Origin of the sequence: Paraburkholderia sp. BR10954, assembly GCF_040965775.1 — a bacterium.
Taxonomy (GTDB): Bacteria; Pseudomonadota; Gammaproteobacteria; order Burkholderiales; family Burkholderiaceae; genus Paraburkholderia; species Paraburkholderia youngii.
Genome location: NZ_JBFRCK010000005.1, coordinates 243076 through 268209, shown reverse-complemented (window position 1 = coordinate 268209; position 25134 = coordinate 243076). Strand labels below are relative to the sequence as shown.

General features: G+C 65.3%; 23 protein-coding genes and 1 pseudogene. 17 read left to right on the top strand and 7 right to left on the bottom strand.

Translation table 11 applies throughout. The annotated features are described in order from the left end of the window. Positions 1 to 4: 4 nt before the first annotated feature. Both prpF and AB4Y34_RS10540 read left to right on the top strand, forming a co-directional pair. Positions 5 to 1201 (top strand): 2-methylaconitate cis-trans isomerase PrpF, encoded by a 1197-nt coding sequence (prpF, locus tag AB4Y34_RS10545; RefSeq protein WP_368715981.1) that lies wholly within the window; start codon positions 5 to 7, stop codon positions 1199 to 1201. Positions 1202 to 1291: 90 nt separating this feature from the next. After that, positions 1292 to 2533 (top strand): MFS transporter, encoded by a 1242-nt coding sequence (locus tag AB4Y34_RS10540; RefSeq protein WP_368715980.1) that lies wholly within the window; start codon positions 1292 to 1294, stop codon positions 2531 to 2533. Between the two features lie 13 nt (positions 2534 to 2546). Here the strand turns inward: AB4Y34_RS10540 and AB4Y34_RS10535 are convergent, their stop codons facing one another. Further along, positions 2547 to 2942 (bottom strand): DUF305 domain-containing protein, encoded by a 396-nt coding sequence (locus tag AB4Y34_RS10535; protein ID WP_176368353.1) that lies wholly within the window; start codon positions 2940 to 2942, stop codon positions 2547 to 2549. 190 nt (positions 2943 to 3132) lie between these two features. Here AB4Y34_RS10535 and AB4Y34_RS10530 point away from each other — a divergent pair, with 190 nt between their 5' ends. Both AB4Y34_RS10530 and AB4Y34_RS10525 read left to right on the top strand, forming a co-directional pair. Then, on the top strand, positions 3133 to 3447 hold the full coding sequence (locus AB4Y34_RS10530) for an antibiotic biosynthesis monooxygenase (protein ID WP_176379602.1): 315 nt from the start codon (positions 3133 to 3135) through the stop codon (positions 3445 to 3447). A gap of 71 nt (positions 3448 to 3518) precedes the next feature. Further along, positions 3519 to 4526, top strand: coding sequence for an NAD(P)-dependent alcohol dehydrogenase (locus AB4Y34_RS10525; RefSeq protein WP_368715979.1), 1008 nt, complete (start codon positions 3519 to 3521; stop codon positions 4524 to 4526). Positions 4527 to 4571: 45 nt separating this feature from the next. Here the strand turns inward: AB4Y34_RS10525 and AB4Y34_RS10520 are convergent, their stop codons facing one another. Together AB4Y34_RS10520 and AB4Y34_RS10515 are read right to left on the bottom strand one after the other, a co-directional pair. Further along, positions 4572 to 5195: an ATP-binding cassette domain-containing protein gene (locus AB4Y34_RS10520; protein ID WP_368715978.1), complete on the bottom strand. Its 624-nt coding sequence runs from the start codon at positions 5193 to 5195 to the stop codon at positions 4572 to 4574. A gap of 106 nt (positions 5196 to 5301) precedes the next feature. Continuing rightward, entirely contained in the window at positions 5302 to 6150 is an 849-nt protein-coding gene (locus tag AB4Y34_RS10515; RefSeq protein WP_368715977.1) for a shikimate dehydrogenase, read from the bottom strand. A gap of 204 nt (positions 6151 to 6354) precedes the next feature. On the opposite strand from AB4Y34_RS10515, the gene AB4Y34_RS10510 reads away from it, so the two are divergent. The 7 genes from AB4Y34_RS10510 to AB4Y34_RS10480 all read left to right on the top strand — a co-directional run bounded on the left by AB4Y34_RS10510 (position 6355) and on the right by AB4Y34_RS10480 (position 15755). After that, positions 6355 to 8142: an FAD-dependent oxidoreductase gene (locus AB4Y34_RS10510; protein WP_368715976.1), complete on the top strand. Its 1788-nt coding sequence runs from the start codon at positions 6355 to 6357 to the stop codon at positions 8140 to 8142. A 99-nt stretch (positions 8143 to 8241) separates the two neighbouring features. Then, on the top strand, positions 8242 to 10026 hold the full coding sequence (locus AB4Y34_RS10505) for an FAD-dependent oxidoreductase (RefSeq protein WP_368715975.1): 1785 nt from the start codon (positions 8242 to 8244) through the stop codon (positions 10024 to 10026). After that, a complete protein-coding gene (locus AB4Y34_RS10500) occupies positions 10026 to 10637 on the top strand; it encodes an NIPSNAP family protein (RefSeq protein ID WP_368715974.1) in 612 nt (203 codons plus the stop codon). Before AB4Y34_RS10505 ends, AB4Y34_RS10500 begins: the two co-directional genes overlap by 1 nt. Positions 10638 to 10652: 15 nt before the next feature. Continuing rightward, positions 10653 to 11504 carry a sugar phosphate isomerase/epimerase gene (locus AB4Y34_RS10495; protein ID WP_176379595.1) on the top strand — a complete coding sequence of 284 codons (852 nt, stop codon included), beginning with the start codon at positions 10653 to 10655 and terminating at the stop codon, positions 11502 to 11504. Between the two features lie 276 nt (positions 11505 to 11780). After that, on the top strand, positions 11781 to 12635 hold the full coding sequence (locus AB4Y34_RS10490; RefSeq protein WP_176379594.1) for an IclR family transcriptional regulator: 855 nt from the start codon (positions 11781 to 11783) through the stop codon (positions 12633 to 12635). A 295-nt stretch (positions 12636 to 12930) separates the two neighbouring features. After that, entirely contained in the window at positions 12931 to 13173 is a 243-nt protein-coding gene (locus tag AB4Y34_RS10485) for a hypothetical protein (protein WP_255208768.1), read from the top strand. A gap of 683 nt (positions 13174 to 13856) precedes the next feature. After that, on the top strand, positions 13857 to 15755 hold the full coding sequence (locus tag AB4Y34_RS10480) for an ATP-dependent metallopeptidase FtsH/Yme1/Tma family protein (RefSeq protein WP_368715973.1): 1899 nt from the start codon (positions 13857 to 13859) through the stop codon (positions 15753 to 15755). Positions 15756 to 15771: 16 nt separating this feature from the next. On the opposite strand, the gene AB4Y34_RS10475 is transcribed toward AB4Y34_RS10480, so the two are convergent. From AB4Y34_RS10475 to AB4Y34_RS10465, 3 genes and pseudogenes are all read right to left on the bottom strand, one after another. Continuing rightward, on the bottom strand, positions 15772 to 16032 hold the full coding sequence (locus AB4Y34_RS10475; protein WP_368715972.1) for a hypothetical protein: 261 nt from the start codon (positions 16030 to 16032) through the stop codon (positions 15772 to 15774). A gap of 86 nt (positions 16033 to 16118) precedes the next feature. Next, positions 16119 to 17244 (bottom strand): annotated as a pseudogene (locus AB4Y34_RS10470) (acyltransferase family protein). Beyond that, on the bottom strand, positions 17241 to 17585 hold the full coding sequence (locus AB4Y34_RS10465) for a hypothetical protein (RefSeq protein ID WP_368715971.1): 345 nt from the start codon (positions 17583 to 17585) through the stop codon (positions 17241 to 17243). The pseudogene AB4Y34_RS10470 and the gene AB4Y34_RS10465 overlap by 4 nt, the downstream one beginning before the upstream one ends. On the opposite strand from AB4Y34_RS10465, the gene AB4Y34_RS10460 reads away from it, so the two are divergent. Beyond that, positions 17576 to 18691 (top strand): OpgC domain-containing protein, encoded by a 1116-nt coding sequence (locus AB4Y34_RS10460; protein WP_176379588.1) that lies wholly within the window; start codon positions 17576 to 17578, stop codon positions 18689 to 18691. The two genes, AB4Y34_RS10465 and AB4Y34_RS10460, sit on opposite strands and share 10 nt — an antisense overlap. After that, entirely contained in the window at positions 18688 to 20382 is a 1695-nt protein-coding gene (locus AB4Y34_RS10455; RefSeq protein ID WP_368715970.1) for a tannase/feruloyl esterase family alpha/beta hydrolase, read from the top strand. Before AB4Y34_RS10460 ends, AB4Y34_RS10455 begins: the two co-directional genes overlap by 4 nt. A gap of 101 nt (positions 20383 to 20483) precedes the next feature. Here the strand turns inward: AB4Y34_RS10455 and AB4Y34_RS10450 are convergent, their stop codons facing one another. Then, positions 20484 to 20936 (bottom strand): hypothetical protein, encoded by a 453-nt coding sequence (locus AB4Y34_RS10450; RefSeq protein ID WP_368715969.1) that lies wholly within the window; start codon positions 20934 to 20936, stop codon positions 20484 to 20486. A gap of 92 nt (positions 20937 to 21028) precedes the next feature. Between AB4Y34_RS10450 and AB4Y34_RS10445 the strand changes: the two genes are divergently transcribed. From AB4Y34_RS10445 to AB4Y34_RS10430, 4 genes are all read left to right on the top strand, one after another. After that, positions 21029 to 21292: a hypothetical protein gene (locus tag AB4Y34_RS10445; RefSeq protein ID WP_368715968.1), complete on the top strand. Its 264-nt coding sequence runs from the start codon at positions 21029 to 21031 to the stop codon at positions 21290 to 21292. Beyond that, positions 21289 to 23220, top strand: a complete 1932-nt coding sequence (locus AB4Y34_RS10440; RefSeq protein WP_176379584.1) for a response regulator — start codon at positions 21289 to 21291, stop codon at positions 23218 to 23220. Before AB4Y34_RS10445 ends, AB4Y34_RS10440 begins: the two co-directional genes overlap by 4 nt. A gap of 220 nt (positions 23221 to 23440) precedes the next feature. Further along, positions 23441 to 24367 (top strand): ABC transporter ATP-binding protein, encoded by a 927-nt coding sequence (locus tag AB4Y34_RS10435; RefSeq protein ID WP_018437181.1) that lies wholly within the window; start codon positions 23441 to 23443, stop codon positions 24365 to 24367. Continuing rightward, on the top strand, positions 24364 to 25125 hold the full coding sequence (locus tag AB4Y34_RS10430) for an ABC transporter permease (RefSeq protein WP_176107643.1): 762 nt from the start codon (positions 24364 to 24366) through the stop codon (positions 25123 to 25125). Before AB4Y34_RS10435 ends, AB4Y34_RS10430 begins: the two co-directional genes overlap by 4 nt. The last annotated feature ends 9 nt before the right edge of the window (positions 25126 to 25134 follow it).

Below are 25134 nucleotides of genomic sequence, written 5' to 3'. Positions count from 1 at the left end.
TTTCATGCACTCACCCCAGATCAGGATTCCGGCCACCTACATGCGCGGCGGCACCAGCAAGGGCGTGTTTTTTCGTCTGCAGGATCTGCCCGAGGCCGCGCAACGGCCGGGCGCCGCGCGCGACGCGCTGCTGATGCGCGTGATCGGCAGTCCCGATCCGTACGGCAAGCAGATCGACGGCATGGGCGGCGCGACGTCGAGCACCAGCAAGACCGTGATCATCTCGCGCAGCAGCCGGCCCGATCACGACGTCGACTATCTGTTCGGTCAGGTGTCGATCGACAAGGCGTTCGTCGACTGGAGCGGCAATTGCGGCAACCTGTCGGCCGCGGTGGGACCGTTCGCGATCAGCGCGGGCCTCGTCGATGCGAGCCGCGTGCCGCGTGACGGCGTCGCGATCGTGCGGATCTGGCAGGCCAATATCGGCAAGACGATCATCGCGCATGTGCCGATGACCGATGGCGCGGTGCAGGAAACCGGTGACTTCGAGCTCGACGGCGTGACCTTCCCGGCCGCCGAAGTGCCGCTCGAATTCATGGACCCGGCCGCCGACGAAGAAGGCGCGGGCGGCTCGATGTTCCCGACCGGCAACCTCGTCGACGACCTCGAAGTGCCCGGTGTCGGCACGTTGAAGGCGACGATGATCAACGCGGGCATCCCGACGATTTTCGTCGACGCCGAAGCGATCGGCTACAAGGGCACCGAGTTGCAGGACGCGATCAATAGCGATGCGAAGGCGCTCGCGATGTTCGAGACGATCCGCGCGCACGGCGCGCTGCGCATGGGGCTCATCAAGAATCTCGACGAGATCGCGACGCGCCAGCACACGCCGAAGATCGCGTTCGTCGCTAAGCCGGTCGACTACGTGGCGTCAAGCGGCAAGCCGGTGCGCGCGGGCGACGTCGATCTGCTGGTGCGCGCGATGTCGATGGGCAAGCTGCATCACGCGATGATGGGCACGGCGGCGGTCGCGATCGGCACTGCGGCGGCGATCGCCGGCACGCTCGTCAATCAGGCGGCGGGCGGCGGCGAGCGCGAGTCGGTGCGCTTCGGGCATCCATCGGGCACGTTGCGCGTCGGCGCGCAGGCGAGCCTGAAGGACGGCGAGTGGGTCGTCACGAAGGCGATGATGAGCCGCAGCGCGCGCGTGTTGATGGAGGGTTGGGTGCGGGTGCCGCAGCCGTCGCATCCGCCACTGTGAACCGACGCGTCATCTACAATGGCCGCTCGAGACGGCCGCTCCCATAACGACTCCCAGCGGCCGGCTCAGACCCGACGCAGAGGAGGCACGATGCAGAACAGGCTGGACGCCGACGCAACGAATTCCGCCGGCGCGGCGCGCGATAACGCGCGTGCCAAACGCGCGGTGCTCGTGATCGCGATTGCCCAATTGCTCGGCACCTCCTTGTGGTTCAGCGCGAACGGCGCGATGCGCGATCTGCAGATCGCGTGGCAATTGAGCGCGTCCGGGATCGGCTGGCTGACGAATGCGGTGCAGGCCGGCTTTATCGTCGGGACCTTGCTGTCGGCGACCACCGGACTCGCGGATCGCTTGTCGGCGAGCAAGGTGTTCGCCGTCTGCGGCGTGCTCGGCGCGACCCTGAATGCGCTATTCGCGCTGTGCAGCAGCGGGCTCGCGTCGGCGCTCGTGTTTCGCTTCGGCGTGGGCGTCGCGCTCGCGGGCATCTATCCGCTCGGCATGAAACTGCTCGTGACGTGGGACCCGCGCCGCGCCGCGCAGACGCTTGCGTTGCTCGTCGCGATGCTGACGCTCGGCACGGCGTCGGTGCATGCGATTCGCGCGTTGCTCTCGGGCGTGCCGTGGCAAACCGTGGTGCTCACCTCGTCGGGGCTCGCGGTGATCGGCGCGCTGCTGGTGTTCGTGCTCGGCGAGGGACCGCACGCGCGGCGCGCGGGCGACCGGCGCTTCGGTCTGTCGGCGGGCGTCGGACAGGTCGTGCGCATCAGCGAGTTTCGCTCGGCCGCGCTCGGCTATTTCGGTCACATGTGGGAGTTGTACGCGTTCTGGACGCTGACACCTCTGCTCGTGCAGCGCGCGTTCGCGAGCGGCGCGCCGGCGACGCCGGGCACCGTCGCGTTGTGGTCGTTCCTGATCATCGCGATCGGCGCGCTCGGCTGCCTGTTCGGGGGCAGACTTAGCCAGGCGGTCGGCAGCGCGCGCACCGCCGCGCTTGCACTATCGATATCGGGCGCGCTGTGCGCGATTTATCCGCTGACCACCGGGCTCGGCACCGCCGCGCAGCTTGCGCTGCTACTCGTGTGGGGCATCAGCGTGATCGCCGATTCGCCGCAGTTTTCTGCGCTGTCCGTGAAGGCCTGTCCCCCCGACAAGATCGGCGGCGCGCTGACGCTGCAGAACAGCTTCGGCTTTTTCCTGTCCGCATGCTCGATCCTGTGGTCGACGAGCGTGTTTCACGCGCTCGACGTGCGCGTCGCGTGGCTGCTGCTGCCGGGGCCGATCATCGGTCTGATCGCGATGTCGCCGCTGCTGCGCAAGCACCCACGCTGGTGACGCTCGCGGCGCGTTACTTGCCGCCGTGCTTTTCCTGCCAGCGCCGCATGAACGCGATCTCGTCATGCTGCGCCTTGATGATGTCGCGTGCGAGTTTCTTGATCTCGGGGTCCTTGCCGTATTTCAACTCCGCCTGCGCCATCTCGATCGCGCCCTGGTGATGCGGGATCATGTGCGCGACGAAATCCCGATCCGCGTCGCCTGTGTATTCGGGGGCGCTCATGTCATGCATCATGCGATCATCGGCGGCCTTGAAGGCTTGCGTCGATGCGCCCGCGTCCGCATGCGCCGAATCCTGCATATTCATGCCGGGCATGCCCTGATGTTGCGCGTGAGCGGGCAGAGCCGCCGCCGCGAATGCCAAACCGCCGAACACACAGAGAGCGCGTACCGCGCGAAGGTTTTTCATGTTCGATTTCCGTTGTTGAAGAGAGTGGCGACGTGATCCGCGCGATTCTAACGGTCACGTCGGACATCGTGGGGCTTCCCACCGCGGTAAGGTCAAGCGAAGGCAAAGCAATGCACGCCTATAATGAAATGCTACCGGATCACCAATCCAGCATCATTGGCAGCATCACTCACTCGACGAGGCTGACCGTATGTACATCGCGATGAACCGCTTCAAAGTGGCGCCGGGCTCCGAGGACGCCTTCGAGCATCTGTGGACCACGCGCGACACCCATCTGAAAGAGGTGCCGGGCTTCGTGGAATTCCATTTGCTGAGGGGACCGCGCAAGGACGATCACGTGCTCTATTCGAGCCATACGATCTGGCGCGACCACGCGTCGTTCGAGGCATGGACCAGGTCCGACGCGTTTCGCGCCGCGCATCGCAGTGCCGGTAACGAAAGCCGCGTACTGTATCTCGGCCACCCGGAATTCGAAGGCTTCGAGGTCATCCAGACCGTCAAATAGCGCAGCGCTCGCGGGCATGGCGCATGCGCGTCCGACACCTATCACGCATCACTCATCGAGGAACGAAAAACATGAAAGCCGTCAGAATCGGTTCCCCCGCCACCGTCGATAGCCTGCAGGTCGTCGATCTGCCCGATCCCGGTCAGCCCGGGGCCGGGCAGATTCGCGTGCGCGTTCGCGCGAGCTCGTTGAACTACCACGACTACGGCGTCGTCAGCGGCAATCTGCCGGCCGAAGCGGGCCGCATTCCGATGGCCGATGGCGCGGGCGTCGTCGAAGCGGTCGGCGCGGGCGTGCGCGAATTCAAGGCCGGCGATCATGTCGTGTCGTGTTTCTTCCCGCACTGGGAAAACGGCTCGCCCGCAGTCGGCGATTTTTCGACCACCCCTGGCGACGGCATCGACGGTTACGCGCGCGAAGCCGTCGTGCTGCCGAGCCACTACTTCCCGCACGCGCCGGCCGGCTATAGTCACGCCGAAGCGGCGACGCTGACGACGGCGGGGCTGACCGCGTGGCGCGCGCTGGTCGTCGATGGTCAGTTGAAGGCGGGCAGCAGCGTGCTGGTGCTCGGCACCGGCGGCGTGTCGATCTTCGGCTTGCAGATGGCGAAGGCGATGGGGGCGTCGGTGATCGCGACGTCGTCGTCGAATGCGAAGCTCGCGAAGCTGCGCGAACTCGGTGCCGACCATACGATCAACTATCGCGACAATCCCGAGTGGGGCAAAGAAGTGCGTCACATCACCAACGGGCGCGGCGTCGATCACGTGATCGAAGTGGGCGGTCCAGGCACGCTGCCGCAGTCGATCACCGCATGCCGCATCGGCGGGCATATCGCATTGATCGGCGTGCTGACCGGCCGCTCGGGCCCGGTGCCGACCGCGCATCTGATGGCGCGGCAACAGCGTCTGCAAGGGCTGATCGTCGGCAGCCGACAGGATCAGATCGACATGGTGCGCGCGCTTGAGACGACCGGCATCAAACCGGTGATCGACAGCACGTTCGAGCTGAACAAGCTCGCCGACGCGTTCCGGCACGAGGCATCGGGCGCGCACTTCGGCAAGATTTGCGTGGCGATCTGAGGATGCTCGCGCGCGGCCCGGCATGGCGCGCGCGACCGTTCTAGCTCAGGAGTGCCTCGCGAGGTCCGCGAAACAGACTCGCGTCGCCTCGCAGGCCTGCGTGAACCCTTCGTCGTAACTCGTGAAAAACACCGTGCGCGTCGTGCCGAGCGTTCTGAACAGCTCCGCGAGCACCGTGCGCGCGGACGCGTCGAGTCCGCCGGCAGGTTCGTCGGCGATCAGCACTCGGGTGTCGCCGAGCGCGGCCGCCGTCAGAAACACTTTTTTGCGGCTGCCATACGACATCTGCTCGAAGCGTTTGTCCAGATGCGGCGCGAGGCCGAAGCGTTCGGCGAGCGCGAGCACGTCGTCGGTCAGCACGGTGTGCCGCGCCGACGCGATCTGCCGCAGATAATCGCGGCCGGTCTGATCGGGCCAATTCATGCTGTCTTCCGGCACGTACGTGATCAGCGCTTGCGCGGCATGCTGCGCGGTACCCAGCGAACGGCCGCCGAGCCATACGTCGCCGCTATCGGCTTCGAGCGCGCCGGCGAGGATGGCGAGCAACGTCGATTTGCCGCTGCCGGATTCATCGTTTAACGCGACGCAGCCGGACGTCGTGTCGAAGTGCAGTCCTGCGAACAGGACTCGGTCGCTGTAGCGCTTGCTGAGGTTGTCGAATCGAAGCATGGGTCGGCGCCCAAAGGGCGATGTGAACGCGGCGCAGGATTGCGCCGCATTTCGTGCGGGTAATTTCGCGCCAGTGTAGCAGCGTGCACCTGCTTCTTTTGCGCCGTTACGCAGATAGCGACGTCTCCAGCAAGAACTCCACCATCCGATCGCATACGCGTTCGAACATCTGCGTTCCCGTCACGGTCGGACAGCCGCGCACGCGTGCCGCTTCGATCAGCGGCGTGAGCGGCGGTTTCGTGACGACATCGCCGACGAAAGTCGTGGCCGGCAAGCGCGCGACGTCGATCGGTAACGGATCGCCCGCGCGCATGCCGAGCGGCGACGCGTTGACGACCACGTCGTACGTGGTCAATTCCAGCTCGGCCGCCGCGCCACGCGCCGTGCCGCGGCCGAGCGCATTGAGCCGCGCGGTCAGCGACCCGGTGCGTTCGACGTCGTTGTCGCGCACGTCGAGCGAGCCGACGCCGCTCTGAATCAACGCATGGCCGATCGCCGAGCCCGCGCCGCCCGCGCCGACCAGCAGCGCGCGTTTGCCCTGCAACTCGGAGCCCGCGGCGACGAGCGCCGCGACGAAGCCGGTGCCGTCGAACATGCCGCCATGCCAGCCGCCGTCGGCGTTGCGGCGCAGCGTGTTGACCGCGCCGAGGAACGCGGCTTCTTCGGCGAGCGTCGCGCAATAGCTGGCGGCGCTGAATTTGTGCGGCACCGTGATGATCACGCCGTCGACGTTGTGCATCGGTGCGATGCCCGCGAAAAACGCGGGCAGATCGGCGGGCGCGACGTGCGCGGGCACCACCAGCGCATCCCGGCCGGCCGAACGCAACGCGGCGGTCACACCGGACGGCGAACGCACCTGCGCAATCGGATCGCCGACGATGAAATACACGCGCGTCGCGCCGCTCAGACCCGCGTCGAGCGACGCCGCGAACGAAGAGTTTCCAGCCTGCTGCATAGTCGAATCTCCTGAGATGGGTGCCCGTTCGCATCGTGCCCGATGCGGGGTTCGATGTGTTGCTGTTGTCGAGTGGGTTCAGAAAACTTTGCTTTTTCTCAATACTGGAATAGTATTCCAATAACAAAGCAAATTCTAGATATTGCGAAGAATACGGAACCGCCGCTGCGGCTGATGCAACGACGAGCACACAAGGAGCAGCAGATGGCGGAGACATTGAGCGATTTGCAGCAGAACGAAGCCTTCGACGTGGTGGTGATCGGCGCGGGAGGGGCGGGCATGTCGGCGGCGCTATTCGCGGCGATCGACGGCGCGCGCGTGCTGCTGGTCGAAAGCACCGAATACGTGGGCGGCACGACCGCGTACTCGGCCGGCACCACCTGGATACCGAACTCGCCACACGGCCCGTCGATCAATCCCGACGACAGCAGCGCCAACGCCGAGGGCTTTTTACGCCGCGCGGTCGGCGAGCGCAGCAGCGAAGCGTTGCGTCGTGCGTTCCTACAGGCGGGGCCGCAGGCGGTCGCGCATATCGAGGCGAATTCGGACGTCAAGTATCGGGCGCGGCCGTTCCATCCGGACTATCTGTCGGAGCTCGAAGGCTCGACGCTGCGCGGCCGCGCGCTCGAACCGCTCGCGTTCGACGGCCGCAAGCTCGGCCGTCACTTCGCGCTGATCCGTCCGCCGATCCCCGAGTTCACGGTGCTCGGCGGCATGATGGTCGATCGCGACGACGTCGGGCATTTGCTGAATATGACGAAGTCGGTCCGGTCGCTGCGCCACGCGGTGAAACTGCTTGTACGGCATGCGCGCGACCGCATCAGCTGGCCGCGCGGCACGCGTCTCGTGATGGGCAATGCACTGATCGGCCGGCTGCTCTCTTCGCTGCTCGCGCGCGACGTCACAGTGCTCGTGAGCACGAAGCTCGAAGCGTTGCGCACGAACGCGAGCGGCGCGATCGACGGCATCACGCTGAGTCAGAACGGGCAGCGCCGGCAAATCTCGGTCGCAGGTGGCGTGATTCTCGCGAGCGGCGGTTTCAACCGGCATCCGCAACGGCGCCGCGCGATGCTGCCGGATGCGGACCTCACGTGGTGCCCGGGCGCGCCGGGCCATACCGGCAGCGCGCAGGATCTCGCGCTCGCGGCGGGCGCGCGCTACGGCGAGGGCGCGCTCAGCAACGCGTTCTGGGCGCCGGTGTCGATACGCCAGCGCGCGGACGGCACGACCGCGGCGTTCCCGCACTTCATCATGGATCGCGGCAAGCCCGGCATGATCGTCGTCAATCAGCAGGGGCGGCGCTTCCTGAACGAAAACACGTCGTATCACCTGTTCGGCATCGCGATGCAGGAAGCACATCGCAAGACCCCATCGGTGCCTGCCTACCTCGTCACCGACGCGGACGGCCTGTGCAAATACGGTCTCGGCATGGTGCGGCCGGGCGGCAAGGGCCTCGCGCCGTTTCTTGCGGACGGCTATCTGACGCAAGCCGCGACGCTCGACGAACTCGCTGCCAAGCTCGGCATCGACGCGGCCGGTCTCGCCGACAGCGTCGCGCGGATCAACGACTACGCGAAAACCGGCGTCGACCCGGAATTCCAGCGCGGCACGACCGACTATCAGCGCGCCAACGGCGACGCGAACTGGCCCGGCCCGAATCCATGCCTCGGCCCGATCGCGCGCGCGCCGTTTTACGCGGTGCGGCTTTATCCCGGCGATATCGGCGCCGCGACCGGCCTCGTCAGCGACGACAAGGCTCGCGTGCTGAATCGCGACGATCAGCCGATCGGCGGCCTGTACGCATGCGGCAACGACCTGCAATCGGTGATGGGCGGAGTCTACCCGGCACCTGGCATCACGCTTGGACCGGGGCTCGCGTTCGCGTATCTGGCGGCGCGCGATGCGGCGATGCGCGCCAAAGCCGCGCGGGGCGATGCGGCGTCGTTCGTTGCGCGCGGCACGACTGAGACCGCCAACGAAAAGATCGTCTGACGAACCGGGGGCATGCCTGGTTCGAACCGGGTTAAGAAGCGGAATAGTATTCAATAAATGCAGCATCAAGGGTTTTCCCAACCGACGAAGCGAATGGCGATGAAGCGCGAACCGATCCTCGAATGCGATGTACTGGTGCTGGGTTCCGGCGCGGCGGGACTGTCTGCCGCGGTGACGACAGCCACGCAAGGTCTGCGCGTGATGGTGGCCGAGAAGGCCGACGTGTTCGGCGGCACGAGCGCATGGTCGGGCGGCTGGATGTGGATTCCGCGCAATCCGCTCGCGACGCGCGCGGGCATCGTCGAAGGATCCGAAGCATCGCGCACCTATCTGCGCAACGAGCTCGGCGCCCACTACGATCCCGACAAGGTCGACGCGCTGCTCGATCGCGGTCCGGAAATGATCGAGTTTTTCGAGCGCGAGACGGCGGTGCGTTTTATCGACGGCAATCGTATTCCCGACTTTCATACGACGCCGGGTGCAATGACAGGTGGCCGATCTGTCTGCGCAATGCCGTTCGATGGCCGCGAGCTTGGTGCGCTGATCGAGCGCTTGCGTCCCGCGCTCGACGTGGTGACGCTGAAGGGCATGGCGATCGCGTCGGGCCAGGACCTCGCGCATTTCTTCAATGCGACGCGCTCGCCGCGTTCTGCCTTGCATGTGCTGCGCCGGCTCGCCGCGTTCGCGAGAGACAAGTTGCGCTATGGCCGCTCGATGCATCTGGTCAACGGCAATGCGCTGGTCGCGCGTCTGCTGAAATCGGCGCATGACCGCGCGGTCGATTTGCGTACCAACGCGAATGCGGTTGCTTTGCTGCGCGAAGCCGGGGCCGGGGGCGGGCGCGTCACGGGGGCGCGCGTCGAGATCGACGGTGTCGCTCACGAGGTGCGCGCCGCGCGCGGCGTCGTGCTCGCATGCGGTGGTTATCCGCATGACGTCGCGCGGCGCGCGCAAACCTTCGCTTACACGCCGTCGGGTCGCGAGCACTGGTCCGCCGCACCACTGACCAATACCGGCGACGGCATTCGTCTCGGCGAAGCGGTCGGCGCGCATTTCGACGCGTCGCTGGAAACGCCGGCGGCGTGGGCACCGGTGTCGCTGGTGCCGCGCAAGAGCGGCGAGGCCGTCGCGTTTCCGCATCTGATCGAGCGCGCGAAGCCGGGCGTGATCGCGGTCACGCGCGCAGGTCGGCGCTTCGTCAACGAGGCGTCGTCGTATCACGACTTCATTAATGCGCTGATCGGCGCGTCGCCGAAGGGCGAGGAAGTCTGCGCATGGCTGATCTGCGATCACCGCTTCCAGCGCCGTTACGGGCTCGGCTTTTCGAAGCCGTTGCCGTTCCCGACCGCACCGTATCGCCGTTCCGGTTATCTGCGGCGCGCGCACAGCCTCGCCGAACTCGCAAGCCAGTGCGGCATCGATCCCCAAGGACTTCAAACGACGGTCGCCGCCTACAACGTCTACGCGAAAGACGGCTTCGATCCGCAGTTTCACAAAGGCTCGACGCCATACAACCGCGTCCAGGGCGATGTACGCCACAAGCCGAACCCCTGCAACGCGCCGCTCGAACACGGTCCGTTCTATGCGGTGAAGCTGCTGCCCGGCAGCCTCGGCACGTTCGCCGGTCTCGCGACCGATGCCGCCGCGCGCGTGCTCGACGACGCAGGCCGGCCGGTGCCGGGTCTGTACGCGGTCGGCAACGACAGCGCGAGCATGATGGGCGGCTGCTATCCAAGCGGCGGCATCACGCTCGGACCCGCGATGACTTTCGGGTATCTGGCGGGGCTGTCGCTCGCCGGCGCGGCGCAGGCCGATGGATCGGCCCGTGCCGCGCGCACCGAACCCACTCCGAATTCCTCCATCCCGTCACAAGGACGCATCTGATGACTCTCTACGACCTCGTTACGCTCACAGTCAAGATCGGCACCAACGCACAGGTGTTCGAAAACATCCAGGCCCACGGCGACGCACCGGGCTCGAAGCTGCTCGGCTGCTGGTACTCCGATATCGGCACGCTCGGGCAGGTGCTGGTGCTGCGCGGCTTCGATTCCGAAGCGTCGCTGATCGCCGGGCGCAAGCGTATGCTGCTCGAAGGCGATCCGTTCGGCTGCGGCGAATTCATCACCGACGTGAAGATCGACAGCTATGCGCTGTTCCCCTTTCTGCCGCCGATCGAGCCGGCTGTGCATGGCGGCATCTACGAGATGCGCGTGTACGGCATCAAGCTCGCGAGCTTGCAGCACACGATCGACGCATGGGAAAAGGCAGTGCCCGAGCGAGCGCGGCGCTCGCCGCTCGTCGGCGCGATGTATGCGCTCGATGGCGCCGTGCCGCGCTTCCTGAACATCTGGCCGTATGCGAGCGTCGACGAACGTTCGCGGATTCGCGCCGAAGCGGTGAAAGACGGCATCTGGCCGCCGAAGGGCGGCCCGGCCCATCTGACGACGATGGAGTCGACGATCTGCGTGCCGGCGCCGTTCTCGCCGCTGCGCTGAACTCGAGGAAACGACATGACCCCGCCCAACTCGCGCGAGCTGTCGCTGTCCGCGTTGACCGTGCTCGAACTGAGCCCGCCGCAGATGGTCGAGTGCGCCGCGCAGGCCGGCTACGACTGCGTCGGCCTGCGCCTCGTGCCCGCCACCGATCACGAAGTGCGCCACGACATCATTAGCCCGGGCGCATTGAAGCGCGAAACGCTCGCGCGTGTACGCGACACCGGCGTCAAGGTGCTCGACGTCGAAATTCTGCGCCTGAAGCCCGACACCGACGTAAACGCGTTTCTGCCGATGCTCGACACCGCCGCCGAACTCGGCGCACGCTACGTGCTGGTCGCGGGCAACGATCCCGACGAAGCGCGCACCGCCGAGCGGCTTGCACGACTGTGCGAGCTGGCCGAACCGCGCGGCCTCGCGCCGTCGCTCGAACCGATGCCGTGGACCGACGTGAAGGACGTCACGCAAGGTGCGCGCATCGTGAAGGCGGCCGCGCGATCCAATACCGGGCTGATCGTCGATCCGATTCACTTCGATCGCGCGGGGACGCCGACGGATACGTTGCGCGCGTTGCCGCGCGAGTACTTCGGCTACGTGCAGTTCTGCGACGCGCCGGCCGAACGGCCGGCCGATCTCGACACGTTGCTGCATCAGGCACGTTGCGAGCGCATGATTCCGGGCGAGGGCGGCCTCGATCTCGCCGGCATTCTGCGCGCGCTGCCCGACGATCTGCCGATCAGCCTCGAAGTGCCGATGCAGCAATGGGCGAAAGCCGCCTCCGCGCTCGAACGCGCACGCAGGCTGCGCGAGGCGACACTCGCTCTGCTCGAACGGACTTATGCGGCGACGCCGTCATCGATCACGTCATGATGTAACCGCAAACCGCAGTTCACCCCCGGCTGGTCCTTCACGAAAGCGCGCGCCAAAGAGGCGCGAGTGACCGGCTCGGCCAATCGATCACGATAAAAGATCTGGAGACAGCAGGCATGGAACCTTCGAGCAAGGCGCCGCGGCATGGCGGGCCGCTGCTGTGCGTGAGCGCGGGCATCAGGCATTGGGCGCGCCGGAACCGGCGCCCGCCGTGCCCTTGAATTCCAATGTGGAATCATGTTCTCATGTGGGATTCGAATCGAATGAGAGTGGATCATGGCAGGGAATCTCGAGCGGGCGCTGGCCATCATCGAATTGCTGGCGAAGCAGGGCGGCAGCATGCAGCTGGCCGCGATCGCCGACACGCTGAACATCCCGCGCAGCGGCACGCATCGGCTGCTCGCGGAGCTGAGCGACGAAGGTTACGTGCGTCAGGATGAGCACGGCGAGTACGTGCTTGCGCTGAAGCTGGTGTCGCTCGGGCTGATGTGGCTGTCCACGGCCGGCGTGCTCGATATTTCGCAGCCCGTGCTGGATCGGCTCGCGAGCGCGTCGGGCGAACTCGCGCGCCTGGGCGTGATCGAGGACGATCACATTACGTTCGTCGGCAAGGCGCAGGGCGCGCGCTCCGGGCTGCGCTACGACCCGGACATGGGCAGCAGTCCGCCGCTGCATTGCACCGCGAGCGGCCAGGCGTGGCTCGCGACCATGAGCGACGAAGAAGCGCTCGAACTCGTGTCGCGCCAGGGCGGCATCGGCAAGGCGGGCCCGCGCGGGCCGAAGGCGCCGAAGACGATCCAGCAGTTTCTGCAGGACCTGGCCGGCGCGCGCAAGCGCGGCTACGGCATCGCGAGCGAAACCTACGAGGCGGGCATGACGTCGATGGCGGCCGCGATCCGCCATCCGGTGACCGGGCTGGTGGTCGGCACCGTCAGCCTCGCGGGGCCGACGAGCCGCCTGCCGGACGCGCGGCTGAAAGAACTCGCGCCGGCGCTGCTCGAAGCCGCGTCGGACATGAGCGCGGCCACCCTCAGTTCGCCGTATTTCAAGCGAACGCCGCGCGTCGCGCCGCCAGTGGCGGTCGTGCGGCCGGTCGAGCCGAAGCGCAAGGGGCGGCCGCGCGCGGCTTGAGCGCCGCCCATCCGAATCCATTCGCGAGTTCCGCGATCTGAAGCAGCGGGCAGCGCACCAGCTCGTCCGCCGCTTCGCCAAGCCGGGCAACCTCGTGCGCCGAGCTGTTTGCGCCTGCAAAGACGGCCATACCAGTCGGCATTTCTGACGCAAGCGCCCAATTTTGAGACGCACGGTCAAGCCGTGCCCCAAAACTGCGCTAACGTCACACGCGTAGATTGCAGATCGCTTTCGGTTTGAGCGATCGATGCGGCGAGGTCATCGGGCCAACAGGCAGGACGCGGGGGGAGCGAAGATGAGCCTTACGAGCGGGCAAACAGCCGCGCAACGCGGCGGGCGGCTACCGGCGAGATTCGCGGATAGCCATTTGCAGCATCTCGAGAGTGTGCTCGGCTACGCGACGCGCAAGCGCGCGACGCAATCCGGTGAACTCGATCACGTCTATTGGGAGCGGCGCATCCGCGCGCTCGAGGATACGCATCATCTTGTCGAGAGCCAGCGCTCGCGCATTGCGAAGCTGCGCGGCATGTTGCGCTAGCAGGCGCAGGCGCAGGCCAGCGTCGCGCGGCGCACGGCGGCCTGAGATGTCGGGGTGGTCCGCGAGGACCGAAGTAGTGCAGTGGAGGAGAGTACCGTCGACGCCGCTCGGCGCCGACGTCAAAAAAGCAGAACCTGAGAGAAAAGCGGCGATGACGCGAACGGGCCCGCAGAGGCCCGTCGCGCATCCGCCCGATAGGGCCGCCGGATTCCAAAATCCTGACTTAATTGCGAGCTGTTTTTCAGATCAATGATGTCTTTCTAAAATCTCGCTTTTCCCAGTAATTCTGACTGATCTTAATTGGGGTGCGGTTAGATATAGACATTGAAAACACGCGCCGCTTTTTACACTGATAAACTGTGCGCCGGAGCCAATGCGGCGACGCCTTTCGCGCCCTCACCGCATTCCCCTTCCGGCGTGTCGACGGCCGGATAGACGGTACAAATAGGCCTTTTCCGCGAATTTGACAGACGCGTAACCTGGGCATTCTGCCTTCGGCAACCGCGGCTCACCGGGACGCACTTCTCGTCGTCCTTCTGGATTGTCCTTTAAGCCACGCGCCCGTGTGGCGCTTCGCCTCAGCCGATTTTCCGCAGACTCCACCTTGCGCTTTCGACAGGTAATTTTGACAGACAGCTTGATTCAGTAAGGGCTTGTTCAAGTCCTCATTTTGGAAATGACTCATGAAGCCGGGAAATAATTCGCTTAGGAAAAAGCGCGCACGCAAAATTGCGTTGGGCGCTGTGGCGGTGCTGATCGCGGTGCTGGTCGGTTGGGGCGGCTGGTGTGTCCAGCATCGCGCCGTGCCGCAGGCCCCGGCGCTGAACGGCATTGCGAGCCAGATGCGTCACGATGCATCCGCGTGGACGCATCAGGAGAAGGACGCGTCGACGATGCTGCGCGACATTCACGACGCGAACGTCGCGGCGATCGGCGTGAGTCCCGACGCGATTCTGGTGTCGCTGCGCGACGGCTCGAAGTACTTCGTCACCGATCACAACGCCACCTTCTCGCACGCGCTGCTGCTCGGCGAGCGCTCCGACGCCGCCGCGTATCAGCTCGTGTGGCTGCCCGACGTCGACATCCACAGCGATGGCGCGCGCTGGACGCAACTGTTCGAGCAGTTGCGCGACGTGCTGAGCGTATTGCTGCCGCTCGCGCTGATCGGCGGCATGGCGTGGTTCATGCGGCGCGAGATGAAGGGCGGCGCGACGCTGCTCAGCGAAACGCCAACGCTGCGTTTCGACGACGTGATCGGCGCGAACGAAGCGAAGGCCGCGCTCGCCGACATTCGCGGTTACCTGTCCGATCCGAAGCAGTTCTCGTCGCTGGGCGTGCGCGCGCCGTGCGGCATCCTGATGGTCGGCGCGCCCGGCGTCGGCAAGACGCGGCTCGCTCAGGCGCTGGCCGGCGAATGCGGCGCGAACTTCATTTCGATCACCGGCAGCTATTTCAGCGCGAAGTACTACGGCGTCGGTATTCAGAAGGTGCGGCACCTGTTCGAACTCGCGCGCAAGAACGCGCCGACGGTCATCTTCATCGACGAAGCGGACGGTCTCGCGAAACGCACCGACACCGGCGGTGGCCCGGTCGAGGCGGAAAGCAACCGGATCATCAACCAGTTGCTCGCGGAGATGGACGGCTTCGAATCGAACGAGGGCGTGATCGTGGTGGCCGCGACCAACCATCCCGACAATCTCGACGAAGCGTTGCGCCGCCCCGGCCGTTTCGATCGCACGGTGCAGGTGCGTCTGCCGGACCGCGAAGACCGCGCGAAGATTTTCCGTTTCTACGCGCAGCGGCTGAAGTCGAAAGCGGCGGATATCGACTACGACCAGCTCGCGCGTTTGACGACTGGACTGTCGCCGGCCACCGTCGCGATGGTCGTGAATCAGGCGGGGCTGATCGCGCGCAAGGCGGGCGATAACGAAATCGCCGCGAAGCACTTCATGGAAGCGATCAAGATCGCGCGCATCGGCGACGTGAGCGGCGCCGAGCGCGCGCTCACCGAGGACGAGCGCAAGCGCATCGCGGTGCATGAGGCGGGTCACGGTCTGGTCGCCGCGCTGCTGGGCACCGGCGTGCTCGAGGAGGTGACGATCCTGCCGCGCGGCGGCGCGCTCGGCGTCGCGCTGATCACGAAAGCGCAGGACAAGCACCTGTACCGCGAAACGGAGATCCGCAATGAAATCCAGGTTCTGCTCGGCGGACGCAACGCGGAGATTCTGATGTTCTCCGAAGCATCGAGCGGCGCCGCATCGGACTTGCAGGAGGCCTCGCGTATCAGCCTCGACATGGTGTCGAAGTTCGGCTTCAACAGCGACGGCGATCTGTTCAGTCTCGCGGCGCTGCCGTCGCAGTACGCGGGCCTGCAAATGAAGAGCGCAATCGAGCATGCGAACGTGCTGCTCAAGGAGCTCAACGAACTTTGCTACGGGCTGTTGCACGCGTACGAGCCGGTACTGCGCGACACTTCAGAGCAGTTGCTCGAGCATGAGACCGTGCCCGGCGATACCGTCTATCGGCTGATTGCCGAGCACAAGAGCACGTTGAAGATCGTGCATGAGCCCGCGGCGGCTTGACGGTCGCTTCGAAGCGCTACGCGAAGTCGGACGGTCCCGCATCGGGCACGCCCGGCGGCGCATCGGTATCACCTAACGGGTCGCCGCCCCCTTGGCCGGATTTGTTCGGGTCGGGTTCGGGGGTTTCGCCTTTCTTCGGCAGAGGCTGGTCGAGGCCCGGTTCGACCGGAGAAGGGATTGCATCGCCGATGGGCTTCGAGACTTCGGCGGGTGGACTGCCGGTATCGTCGTCCGCTGGGCGATCAGGCTCGTTCGGGGAGTTCGCGGTGTTCGACACAATGCTCTCCAGTTGCTGAAGATAAGCCCTCGGGCAGCAAGGCGCGTGCCACGGTGCCGTGGCGGATGTTTGAAGCAGGCGCGCTTCTATCGTTTGGCCGGTTCGGTCCCGCGCAGTGCCTCAGGTGAGGGGCGGCCGGACGGTGAGGCCGAACGATGGCGTGATCCGCGTAGCCGCAAAATCGGCGCCTCGATCAGCCGCCACGACAGCAACGCGATGCCTAGCGAAATCGCAAACGATGCGACGATGCCAAGCATATGTGCCCACATCGGCACGGTGCCGCCGAACAACGCTTCGGCGTGACGGTTGCGTGTCAGATCGGGGATCAGGTTGTGATACAGATAGAAGCCGTAACTGATGCGCCCAAGACCGGCGAGCCAACGCGTCTGCAGCAGACCCATCACGGCAGCATTGCGGCAGCACGCAATCGAAGCCACTAGCGCCGCGATACCGATCCCGTACATTGCGCTGATCGCGGTAAACAGCAACGGATCGTCGAGCGTGCTCCATCCCGATTCGGCCGCGCACAAACCGATCACGACGAGACTCAGCGCGAACAGCGTCAGGCCATGACCGAGCCAGGCATGCACGCGGCCGCGATCGTCCGCGATCATCAAGCCACCGATACCACCTAACGCGAGCAGCCAGACATTGCTCAACGGGTGCGTATAGATCGCGATCTCATCCCAATGCGCGGCACGCATCGCGAATAACCCAGCAAGGCCGAGGGCCACGATCGCCCAACATGCCGCTCGATGTCGCCGCGCGGCAAGCAGCAGCAAAAGCGGCGCAACTACGAGATAGAACTGCTCCTCGATCGCGAGGCTCCACAAGTGCGAATAGCGGCCCGGCCAGTAGCGCAGCACCGAGCCGATCCAGAAGTTGGACAGATACGCAAAGTGAAACGGCATGCCGCTCGCGAGTTCCGGATTCGCGAGGCCGAACGCCATCAACCCGCACATCACGACGAGCATCAGGTAATAGATCGGAAAGATGCGCACCGTACGACGAAACAGAAAGCGTGCGAGTTCGACGCCGAAACGGCTGTCGCCCGATTCGATGCGCGCGCGTTGCGACGACAGGATGCCGATGATCAGAAAGCCGGCCGAGATGCCCGATCTCGCCGATGTGGCCGGATAGTCGATGCTGCAGAAACACCATGAGCACGGCGATCGCGCGCAACCCATCGAATCCGGCAATTCTGTTTTTCATAAACCTCTATTCGCAAAGCGGCTGAAAAGCACGAAAACATCGTACGGGGAAAAAATGCGAAAAAAATCGCCGCGCGCGTTCGATGATTTTTTTTCGAGGCTTGTGTCCGCCGCATCAATGCGGGCGTCCCTGTTTCGTGCATCAAAAGCCGCAAAACTTTCCGCGCGTTCGTTAAAGACGCACCGAGTATTACCAGTCGCCAACGACTCGATTTCAGATAGGCGATGCGGGGAACGAATTAGCCTTTTGCAGTTCGCACGGCATTGGCCGCTGACCCGTGGCCATTCACGTTCTTGCGTGCCGTCGGCGCGCGCATTCTTCGAGAAGACGAATGGAAACATCTGGCCGTGGTCGTGGACGATCGGTCGAAGTCGATTTCTTTCGCGGTATCGTGCTGATCGTCATCGTGCTCGATCACATTCCCGGCAGCACGCTATCGCATCTGATGCTGCACGCGTACGCATTGTGCGATTCAGCCGAGGTGTTCGTGTTTCTCGGCGGCTATGCATCGGCGGCGGCGTATACGGCGGTGCTTGCGCATCGCGGCGAACACGCGGCGCAGCTGCGTTTCGTCAAACGCTGCTGGGAAATCTATCGCGCGTATCTACTGACGGCGATGCTGATGCTCGTGTCCGGCGCGGTTCTCGCGCGGCTCGATCTGAATCGGGCGATGGTAGAAATGACCGGCTGGCCACCTTTTGCGTTGCAGCCGTGGCGTGAGGCATTCGATATCGCGCTGTTACGACGGCAGCCGTATCTGTCGAGCGTGCTGCCGATGTATGTGCTGTTCGCGCTATGTGTGCCGGTGATGGTGCCGCTCGCGCGCCGCTCGGTATCGCTTGCGCTTGCCGTGAGCCTCGCGCTGTGGGCCGTCGCGCGGCCGCTTGCCGCGTTATTCAGCATTGACGATGTTGCCGGCTGGGCTTTTAATCCATTTGCGTGGCAACTGATGTTCGTGCTCGGCATGCTGTGTCGTATGCAGCCGATCAGCGAACGTTTTCATGCGAGCTGCGCCGCCCGGTGGCTCACGCGCGTCGCGGTCGTTGCGGTGCTTGCCTTCGCGATCGTCAAACTTTTCGTGCTGACGCAGCCTTTGCCCGGCACGCACAAACAGAATCTTTCAGTGGAACGTGTGATCAATTTCATCGTCATCGCCTGGCTCGCCGCCCAGTTCGTGCGGATGGGCAGCATCGCGTGGCTCGCGAGGCGGCTGCCCGTCGTGGTGACGGTCGGGCGCGCCGGGCTCGTGTGCTTCGTCACCGGCACGCTGGTGTCGTTGATGATCGACACGGCGACACCGCACACCTTTCATGGTTTTCGCGCGGTGCTGGTCGGGCTCGGCGGCGACCTCGCGGCGATCGGCGCGCTGCTGATGATCGCGCGCGGGTGGAGCGGCTGGAAGGGGCAGCAGCCGCGCGCGCACGCGAAAGGCGCGGGTTGCGGATGACACGACGCGAGCGCCGTGGGCGCGTCACGACTACGATGCGCACCACGCACAAGCTCGTTGGACTCGCAACCGTGATGAGCGTCGTGGTGCTCGCGTGGCTTGCGATACATCGCACGGCCGCGCAGGCCAAAGAAACACCGTTCGCGATGCACTGCGCGGAGTTCGCGGGCGCGGTGCTGTCGCCCGAACTGATCGAGATGCCAACGGCCGGCGCGCTGATCGAAAGTGCGTCGATGATCGGCGCGACCGCGCAGGGCAATCAGCAAGGCGGCGAGTATTGCCGCATCACGGGCCGCATCAAGGCACTGAATCCGACCACACCCGACATCCGCTTCGATCTGAATCTGCCGCGCCGCTGGAATGGCCGCGCGTTGCAGATCGGCGGTGGCGGGTACAACGGCGTGGTCGTCAGCGGCATTGGCGTGATGCCGTTCTCGCCGGATCGCGCGCCGCTCGCGCAAGGCTATGCGACGTTCGGCGACGACTCGGGGCATGTCGGCGATTCGGCGCTCGCGCAGTTCGGTCTCGTCGATGAAGCGGTGACGAACTTCGGCTACGCGCATCTGAAGAAGACCCACGACGTCGCGCTCGCGCTGATCGCGAACGCGTACGGCAGGCCGCCGCAGCGCATGTATTTTGCCGGCGGCTCGACGGGTGGCCGCGAAGGCTACACGGTGATGCAGCGCTTTCCCGACGACTATGACGGCGTGATCGCCAATTCGCCCGCGCTGAATTTTTCCGGCGTGCGGCTGCTCGGCGTGAAGCTCGGCCACGCCGAATTTGGCACGCCGGGTGGCTTCGTGCCAGCGGCGCTGCTCGAAGCCGTCCATCAACGCACGCTCGAGGTATGCGACCGGCTCGACGGCACGGAGGACGGCATCGTCAGTGATGTCGAAGCGTGCCGCGCGCACCAGGCGCAGATTATCGATTCGCTGCGCTGCGCGCTGCACCCTTCATCGCACGATGCGTGTCTGACCGACGCGCAATTGGCCACCTTGCTGGTGATGCGAGATGGACTGTCGCTGCCGTATCGGCTCGCGTGGGGCGTGAGCGGCTATCGCGGCTACAACGTGTTCCAGGGCACGCAACTGACCGGCGCGCTCGGGCTCGCGCATCAACCGCGGCGTCAGCCGGTGCCGACGTTCGGTGCGAACGGTTATCTGTTCGCGCAAGGCGACGGCTATCTGCGCTACTTCGTCACGCGCGATGCGCAGTTCGATTCGTTGACGTTCGATCCGCAACGGCCCGGCAAATATCGCTCGCAACTGATCCTGCTGTCGGCCACGATCGGCTCGATGAACCCGGACCTGTCGCGCTATATCGCGCACGGCGGCAAGCTGATCACGCTGCAAGGCCTCGCCGACGAAGTGATCAGCCCGAACCAGACGATCGCGTATCACGACACGCTGATCGCGCGTTTCGGCAAGGACGAGGTCGATCGTTTCATGCGGCTCTACATGGTGCCGGGGTTCCAGCATGGCAACGGCGTGTTCATTCCCTCGGTCGATCTGCTCGGCGCGCTCGACGCGTGGGTCACGCGCGGCGTCGCGCCCGAAACGCTGACGGCCACCGATCTCGCCGCGGCGACGAATGGACGTTCGCGGCCGCTGTGCCGCTATCCCGGGTTTCCGCGTTATATCGGCAAAGGCAATGTAAATCTGGCGAGTAGTTTTGTCTGTGCGCAGCCTTGAGGTATGAGTCGTCGCAGCGCGCCTGTGTGGACGGGCGGGCCGCACAAAAAACGGCGACGCGGCAACTCGATGCCGCGTCGCCCGGTGAACCTCAACGGCCGTTACTGCCCGTTCTGCATCCTGCCGTTGTTCATGTCGTTGTTCATGTTGTTGCCGGTTCCGCTGCGCATGTCGTTGCCCATGCCGCCTGTCGAACCACCGGTCGCCGGGCTATTCGGGCTCGCGCCGGTACCGGTGCCCATCCCGCCGCCGGTGCCGGTCACACCCGGCGAACCATAGCCGGAGCCGGTGTTGCCCGGCGTGCGGACCGAGCCCGGGCCAACGCCCGGAGTGGCCGTACCGCCCGCGCCGCCGGTCGTGCCGCCACCGGCGCCGATGCCGGTGCCACCCGCGCCACCGCCACCGCCGCTCGTGCCGCCGGCAGCACCGCCGCCCGCGCCTCCTGCACTACCGCCGGCGCCCGCGCCGCCAGCACCGCCCGCCTGCGCGTATATGCCACCCGACAACGCCATCACGAGCGCGGAAGCAAAGATCGTCCTGGTCATGCGTTTCATGATTTACCTCCACGAAAAGGGTTGGTGTCATGTGAACCTCGCAAGGGATGTGCCTCGGGGTTCATCGGCCGATGATCGACGGGACCGCCGCGATGGCGCGCGTGCTCGACGCTGAAACGGTGAGCACGGCGAGCGAACTCGCGCGCAACACGCCGACGTATGGCCGCGGCGGCGACGTCTACTCCTGCACGGTGCAACGCAATGGCCGCATCGGTTCGCGGCTCGCCTTCATCGAACGGGGTCCGGGAATTGCTGATCTTCAGGAGGCGTTGACCGACGGTTTCACGAGCCGCAACGGATTGGGCGTGGGTCTGGGCGGCGCGCGAGCATTCTCCTACGGACACGCCTTTTCATGACCGATGCAAACGCGAATCTGATCCTCAACGTCGACGATAACGAAGGCGCTCGTTACGCGAAGACGCGCATCCTGTCGCGCGCGGGCTTCGTCGTGATCGAGGCCGGCAACGGCGCGCAAGCGATCGAGCGCGCGCGCATTTCGCAGCCAGACCTTGTGCTGCTCGACGTCAATCTGCCCGATCTGAACGGCTTCGAAGTGTGCCGCCGCATCAAGGGCGCGCCCGAGACCTCGGGCGTGCTCGTGATCCACACGTCGGCGGCGGCGGTGCAGAGCATGGACCGGGTGCGCGGCCTCGAAGGCGGCGCGGATAGCTATTTGACCGAGCCGGTCGAGCCGGCCGAACTGATCGCGCAGGTGCGCGCGCTGCTGCGCGTGCGCCGCGCGGAGGGCGCGTTGCGCGAGAGCGAAGAACGCTTCCGGCAGATGGCCGAGAACATCGACGACGTGTTCTGGATGCTCGACCCGTCGAGCGCGCAACTGCTGTATGTGAGCCCCGCGTATCGACGTCTGTGGGGCGACGCGGCGCACGAGCCGACGCCGAGCGGGCGCCACTGGGCCAACCACATTCATCCGCAGGACGAGGCCGCGGTCGAGGCCGCGTATCGCGCGCTCGCGACCGGTGTCGCGTACGAGATCGAATACCGTATCGTGCGGCCCGACGGCGAGACGCGCTGGGCCGTCGAGCGCGGCTTTCCGGTGCGCGACGCGCGCGGGCGCATCTACCGGCTCGCCGGCATCGTCAACGACATTTCGGATCGCAAGGCCAACGAGATGGCGTTGCGCGACGCCGATCGCCGCAAGGACGAGTTCCTTGCGATGCTCGCGCACGAACTGCGCAATCCGCTCGCGCCGATTCGCAACGCGATCGAACTGCTCGACCCGAGCCGTGCGCCGTCGCAGCACAGCTTCGAGGCAATGCGCGCGGTGATCGGGCGCCAGGTCAAGCATCTGAGCCGGCTCGTCGACGATCTGCTGGACGTCGCGCGCATCACGCAGGGCAAGATTACGCTGCGCCACGAGATCGTCGAGCTGGCCGCCGCGCTCGAAGCCGCGATCGAAACCGTGCGGCCCGCGTTGAATCGCAAGGGCCATACGCTCACCACCGATCTGCCCGGCGAGCCGCTGTTCGTCGTCGGCGACGGCGTGCGGATCGCGCAGGTGCTCGGCAATGTCCTGTCGAACGCGGCGAAGTACACGCCGCAGCGCGGCGACATCCGCATCGAAGTCCGCGAAGCGGGCGATGACGTGCTGATCAGCGTACGCGACAACGGCGTGGGCATCGGCGCCGAAACGCTCCCCCACATCTTCGATCTGTTCGTGCAATCGGAAATCTCGATCGAACGCTCCGAAGGCGGCCTCGGCATCGGCCTGCCGCTCGCGCGTACGCTGGTCGAGTTGCACGGCGGCCGGATCGAGGCGTTCTCGGCGGGATTGGGGCGCGGCAGCAAGTTCGTCGTGCGTTTGCCGCTGACGCGGCTTGCCGACGCCGCGCAAGCGTCGACGACGGCGCCCGAAGCCGTGCCGGATCACGGCGGCGAGGCGCTGCGCGTGCTGCTCGTCGACGACAGCGTCGATGCCGCGCTCGCGTTGTCGCTGGTGCTGCAGGCGGACGGGTACGAGGTGCGCGTCGCGCATGAAGCCAACACCGCGCTCGAACTGGCCGCGCACCTCCAGCCGCAGATCGTGCTGCTCGACCTCGGCTTGCCCGGCATGGACGGCTTCGAGCTCGCGCGGGAGATGCGCCGCCGTCCGGCCACCGCGGGCGCGCTGCTGATCGCGGTGACCGGCTATGGCCAGGCCACCGACCGGCAGCGCTCGCACGAGGCCGGCTTCAATCATCATCTGGTGAAGCCGGTGTCGGTCGAGGAAATCCAGAGGGTGATCGCAAGCCGCTTTCCGGGCGCGCAACACAGCACGTCGGCGTAAAAGGCTGCCGGCGCGCGTCGCGCGTGCCCGGATGGCCGCGCCGGGCGTCGGTCTGCATCCAAACCCATCAGTAAGCCGAACTATCTCGCGCCGCGGCGAATCCGCGGACGCGTGGTTCCGTGCTCTGCAGGCTTTCCCACTTTCCATTACATTGCGGATGCGGCGCGTCCGTTCACGCCGGTTTCCCTCATTCAACAGCGGTGTCGCCATTATCGAGTCCATGCAGCCTATCGTTTCGGTCACGAATCTGTCGAAAACCTATGCCAGCGGTTTTCGGGCACTGAAGAACATCAATCTGGCAATCCACCGTGGAGAAATCTTCGCGCTGCTCGGGCCGAACGGCGCGGGCAAGACCACGCTGATCAGCATCGTCTGCGGTATCGTCAACGCGAGCGAAGGCAGCGTGACGGTGGACGGTCACGACATCGGCGCCAACTATCGTGCGGCCCGCTCGCTGATCGGCCTCGTGCCGCAGGAGCTGACCACCGACGCGTTCGAAACCGTCTGGGCCACCGTGTCGTTCAGCCGCGGCCTGTTCGGCAAGCCGAAGAACCCCGCTTACATCGAAAAAGTGCTGCGCGACCTGTCGCTCTGGGAGAAGCGCAACAACAAGATCATCACGCTGTCGGGCGGCATGAAGCGGCGCGTGCTGATCGCCAAGGCGCTGTCGCACGAGCCGCGCGTGCTGTTTCTCGACGAACCGACCGCCGGCGTCGACGTCGAGCTGCGGCGCGACATGTGGAAGCTCGTGCGCTCGCTCGCGGCGAGCGGCGTGACGATCATCCTGACCACGCATTACATCGACGAAGCCGAAGAGATGGCCGATCGCATCGGCGTGATCAATGCGGGCGAGATCATGCTGGTCGAAGAGAAGACCGAGCTGATGCGCAAGCTCGGCACCAAGCAGTTGACGCTGCAACTGGAGTACCCGCTCGACGATGTGCCGGCTGCGCTCGCCGGCTACGGGCTGGCGGTCGCGAACGGCGGCAACGAGCTGATCTATACCTATGAAGGCGAGGGCGGCCGCACCGACATCATCGCGCTGCTGAAGTCGCTCGACGATGCCGGCATCCGCTTCAAGGACCTGCACACTACGCAGAGTTCGCTCGAAGACATTTTCGTCAGCCTGCTGCGGGGGAACCCATGAACATCTACGCAATGCGCGCGATCTACAAGTTCGAAATGGCGCGCACGTGGCGCACGCTGATGCAAAGCATCATCGCGCCAGTCATTTCCACTTCGCTGTACTTCGTCGTGTTCGGCTCGGCGATCGGGTCGCGCATCAAGGAAGTGGAGGGCATCAGCTATGGCGCGTTCATCGTGCCGGGGCTGATCATGCTGTCGCTGCTGTCGCAAAGCATCGCGAACGCGTCGTTCGGAATTTACTTTCCACGTTTCACCGGCACGATCTACGAGCTGCTGTCGGCGCCCGTATCGTATCTGGAGATCGTCGTCAGCTATGTGGGCGCGGCGGCCACCAAGTCGATCCTGCTCGGACTCATCATTCTCGCGACCGCCGCGCTGTTCGTGCCGTTGCAGATCATGCATCCGTTCTGGATGGTGCTGTTTCTGGTTCTGACGGCGGTCACGTTCAGTCTGCTCGGCTTCATCATCGGCATCTGGGCAGACAGCTTCGAGAAGCTGCAACTGGTGCCGCTGTTGATCGTCACGCCGCTCACGTTCTTAGGCGGCGCCTTTTATTCGGTGGACATGCTGCCGCCGTTCTGGCATGCCGTCACGCTGTTCAATCCGATCGTCTATCTGGTCAGCGGGTTTCGCTGGAGTTTCTTCGAGTTGGGCGACGTCGGCGTCGGCCTGAGTCTCGGCATGACGCTGCTGTTTCTCGCGGTGTTCCTCGTGATCGTCGGCTGGATCTTCAGAACCGGCTATCGGTTGAAAAGTTGATAGACATGC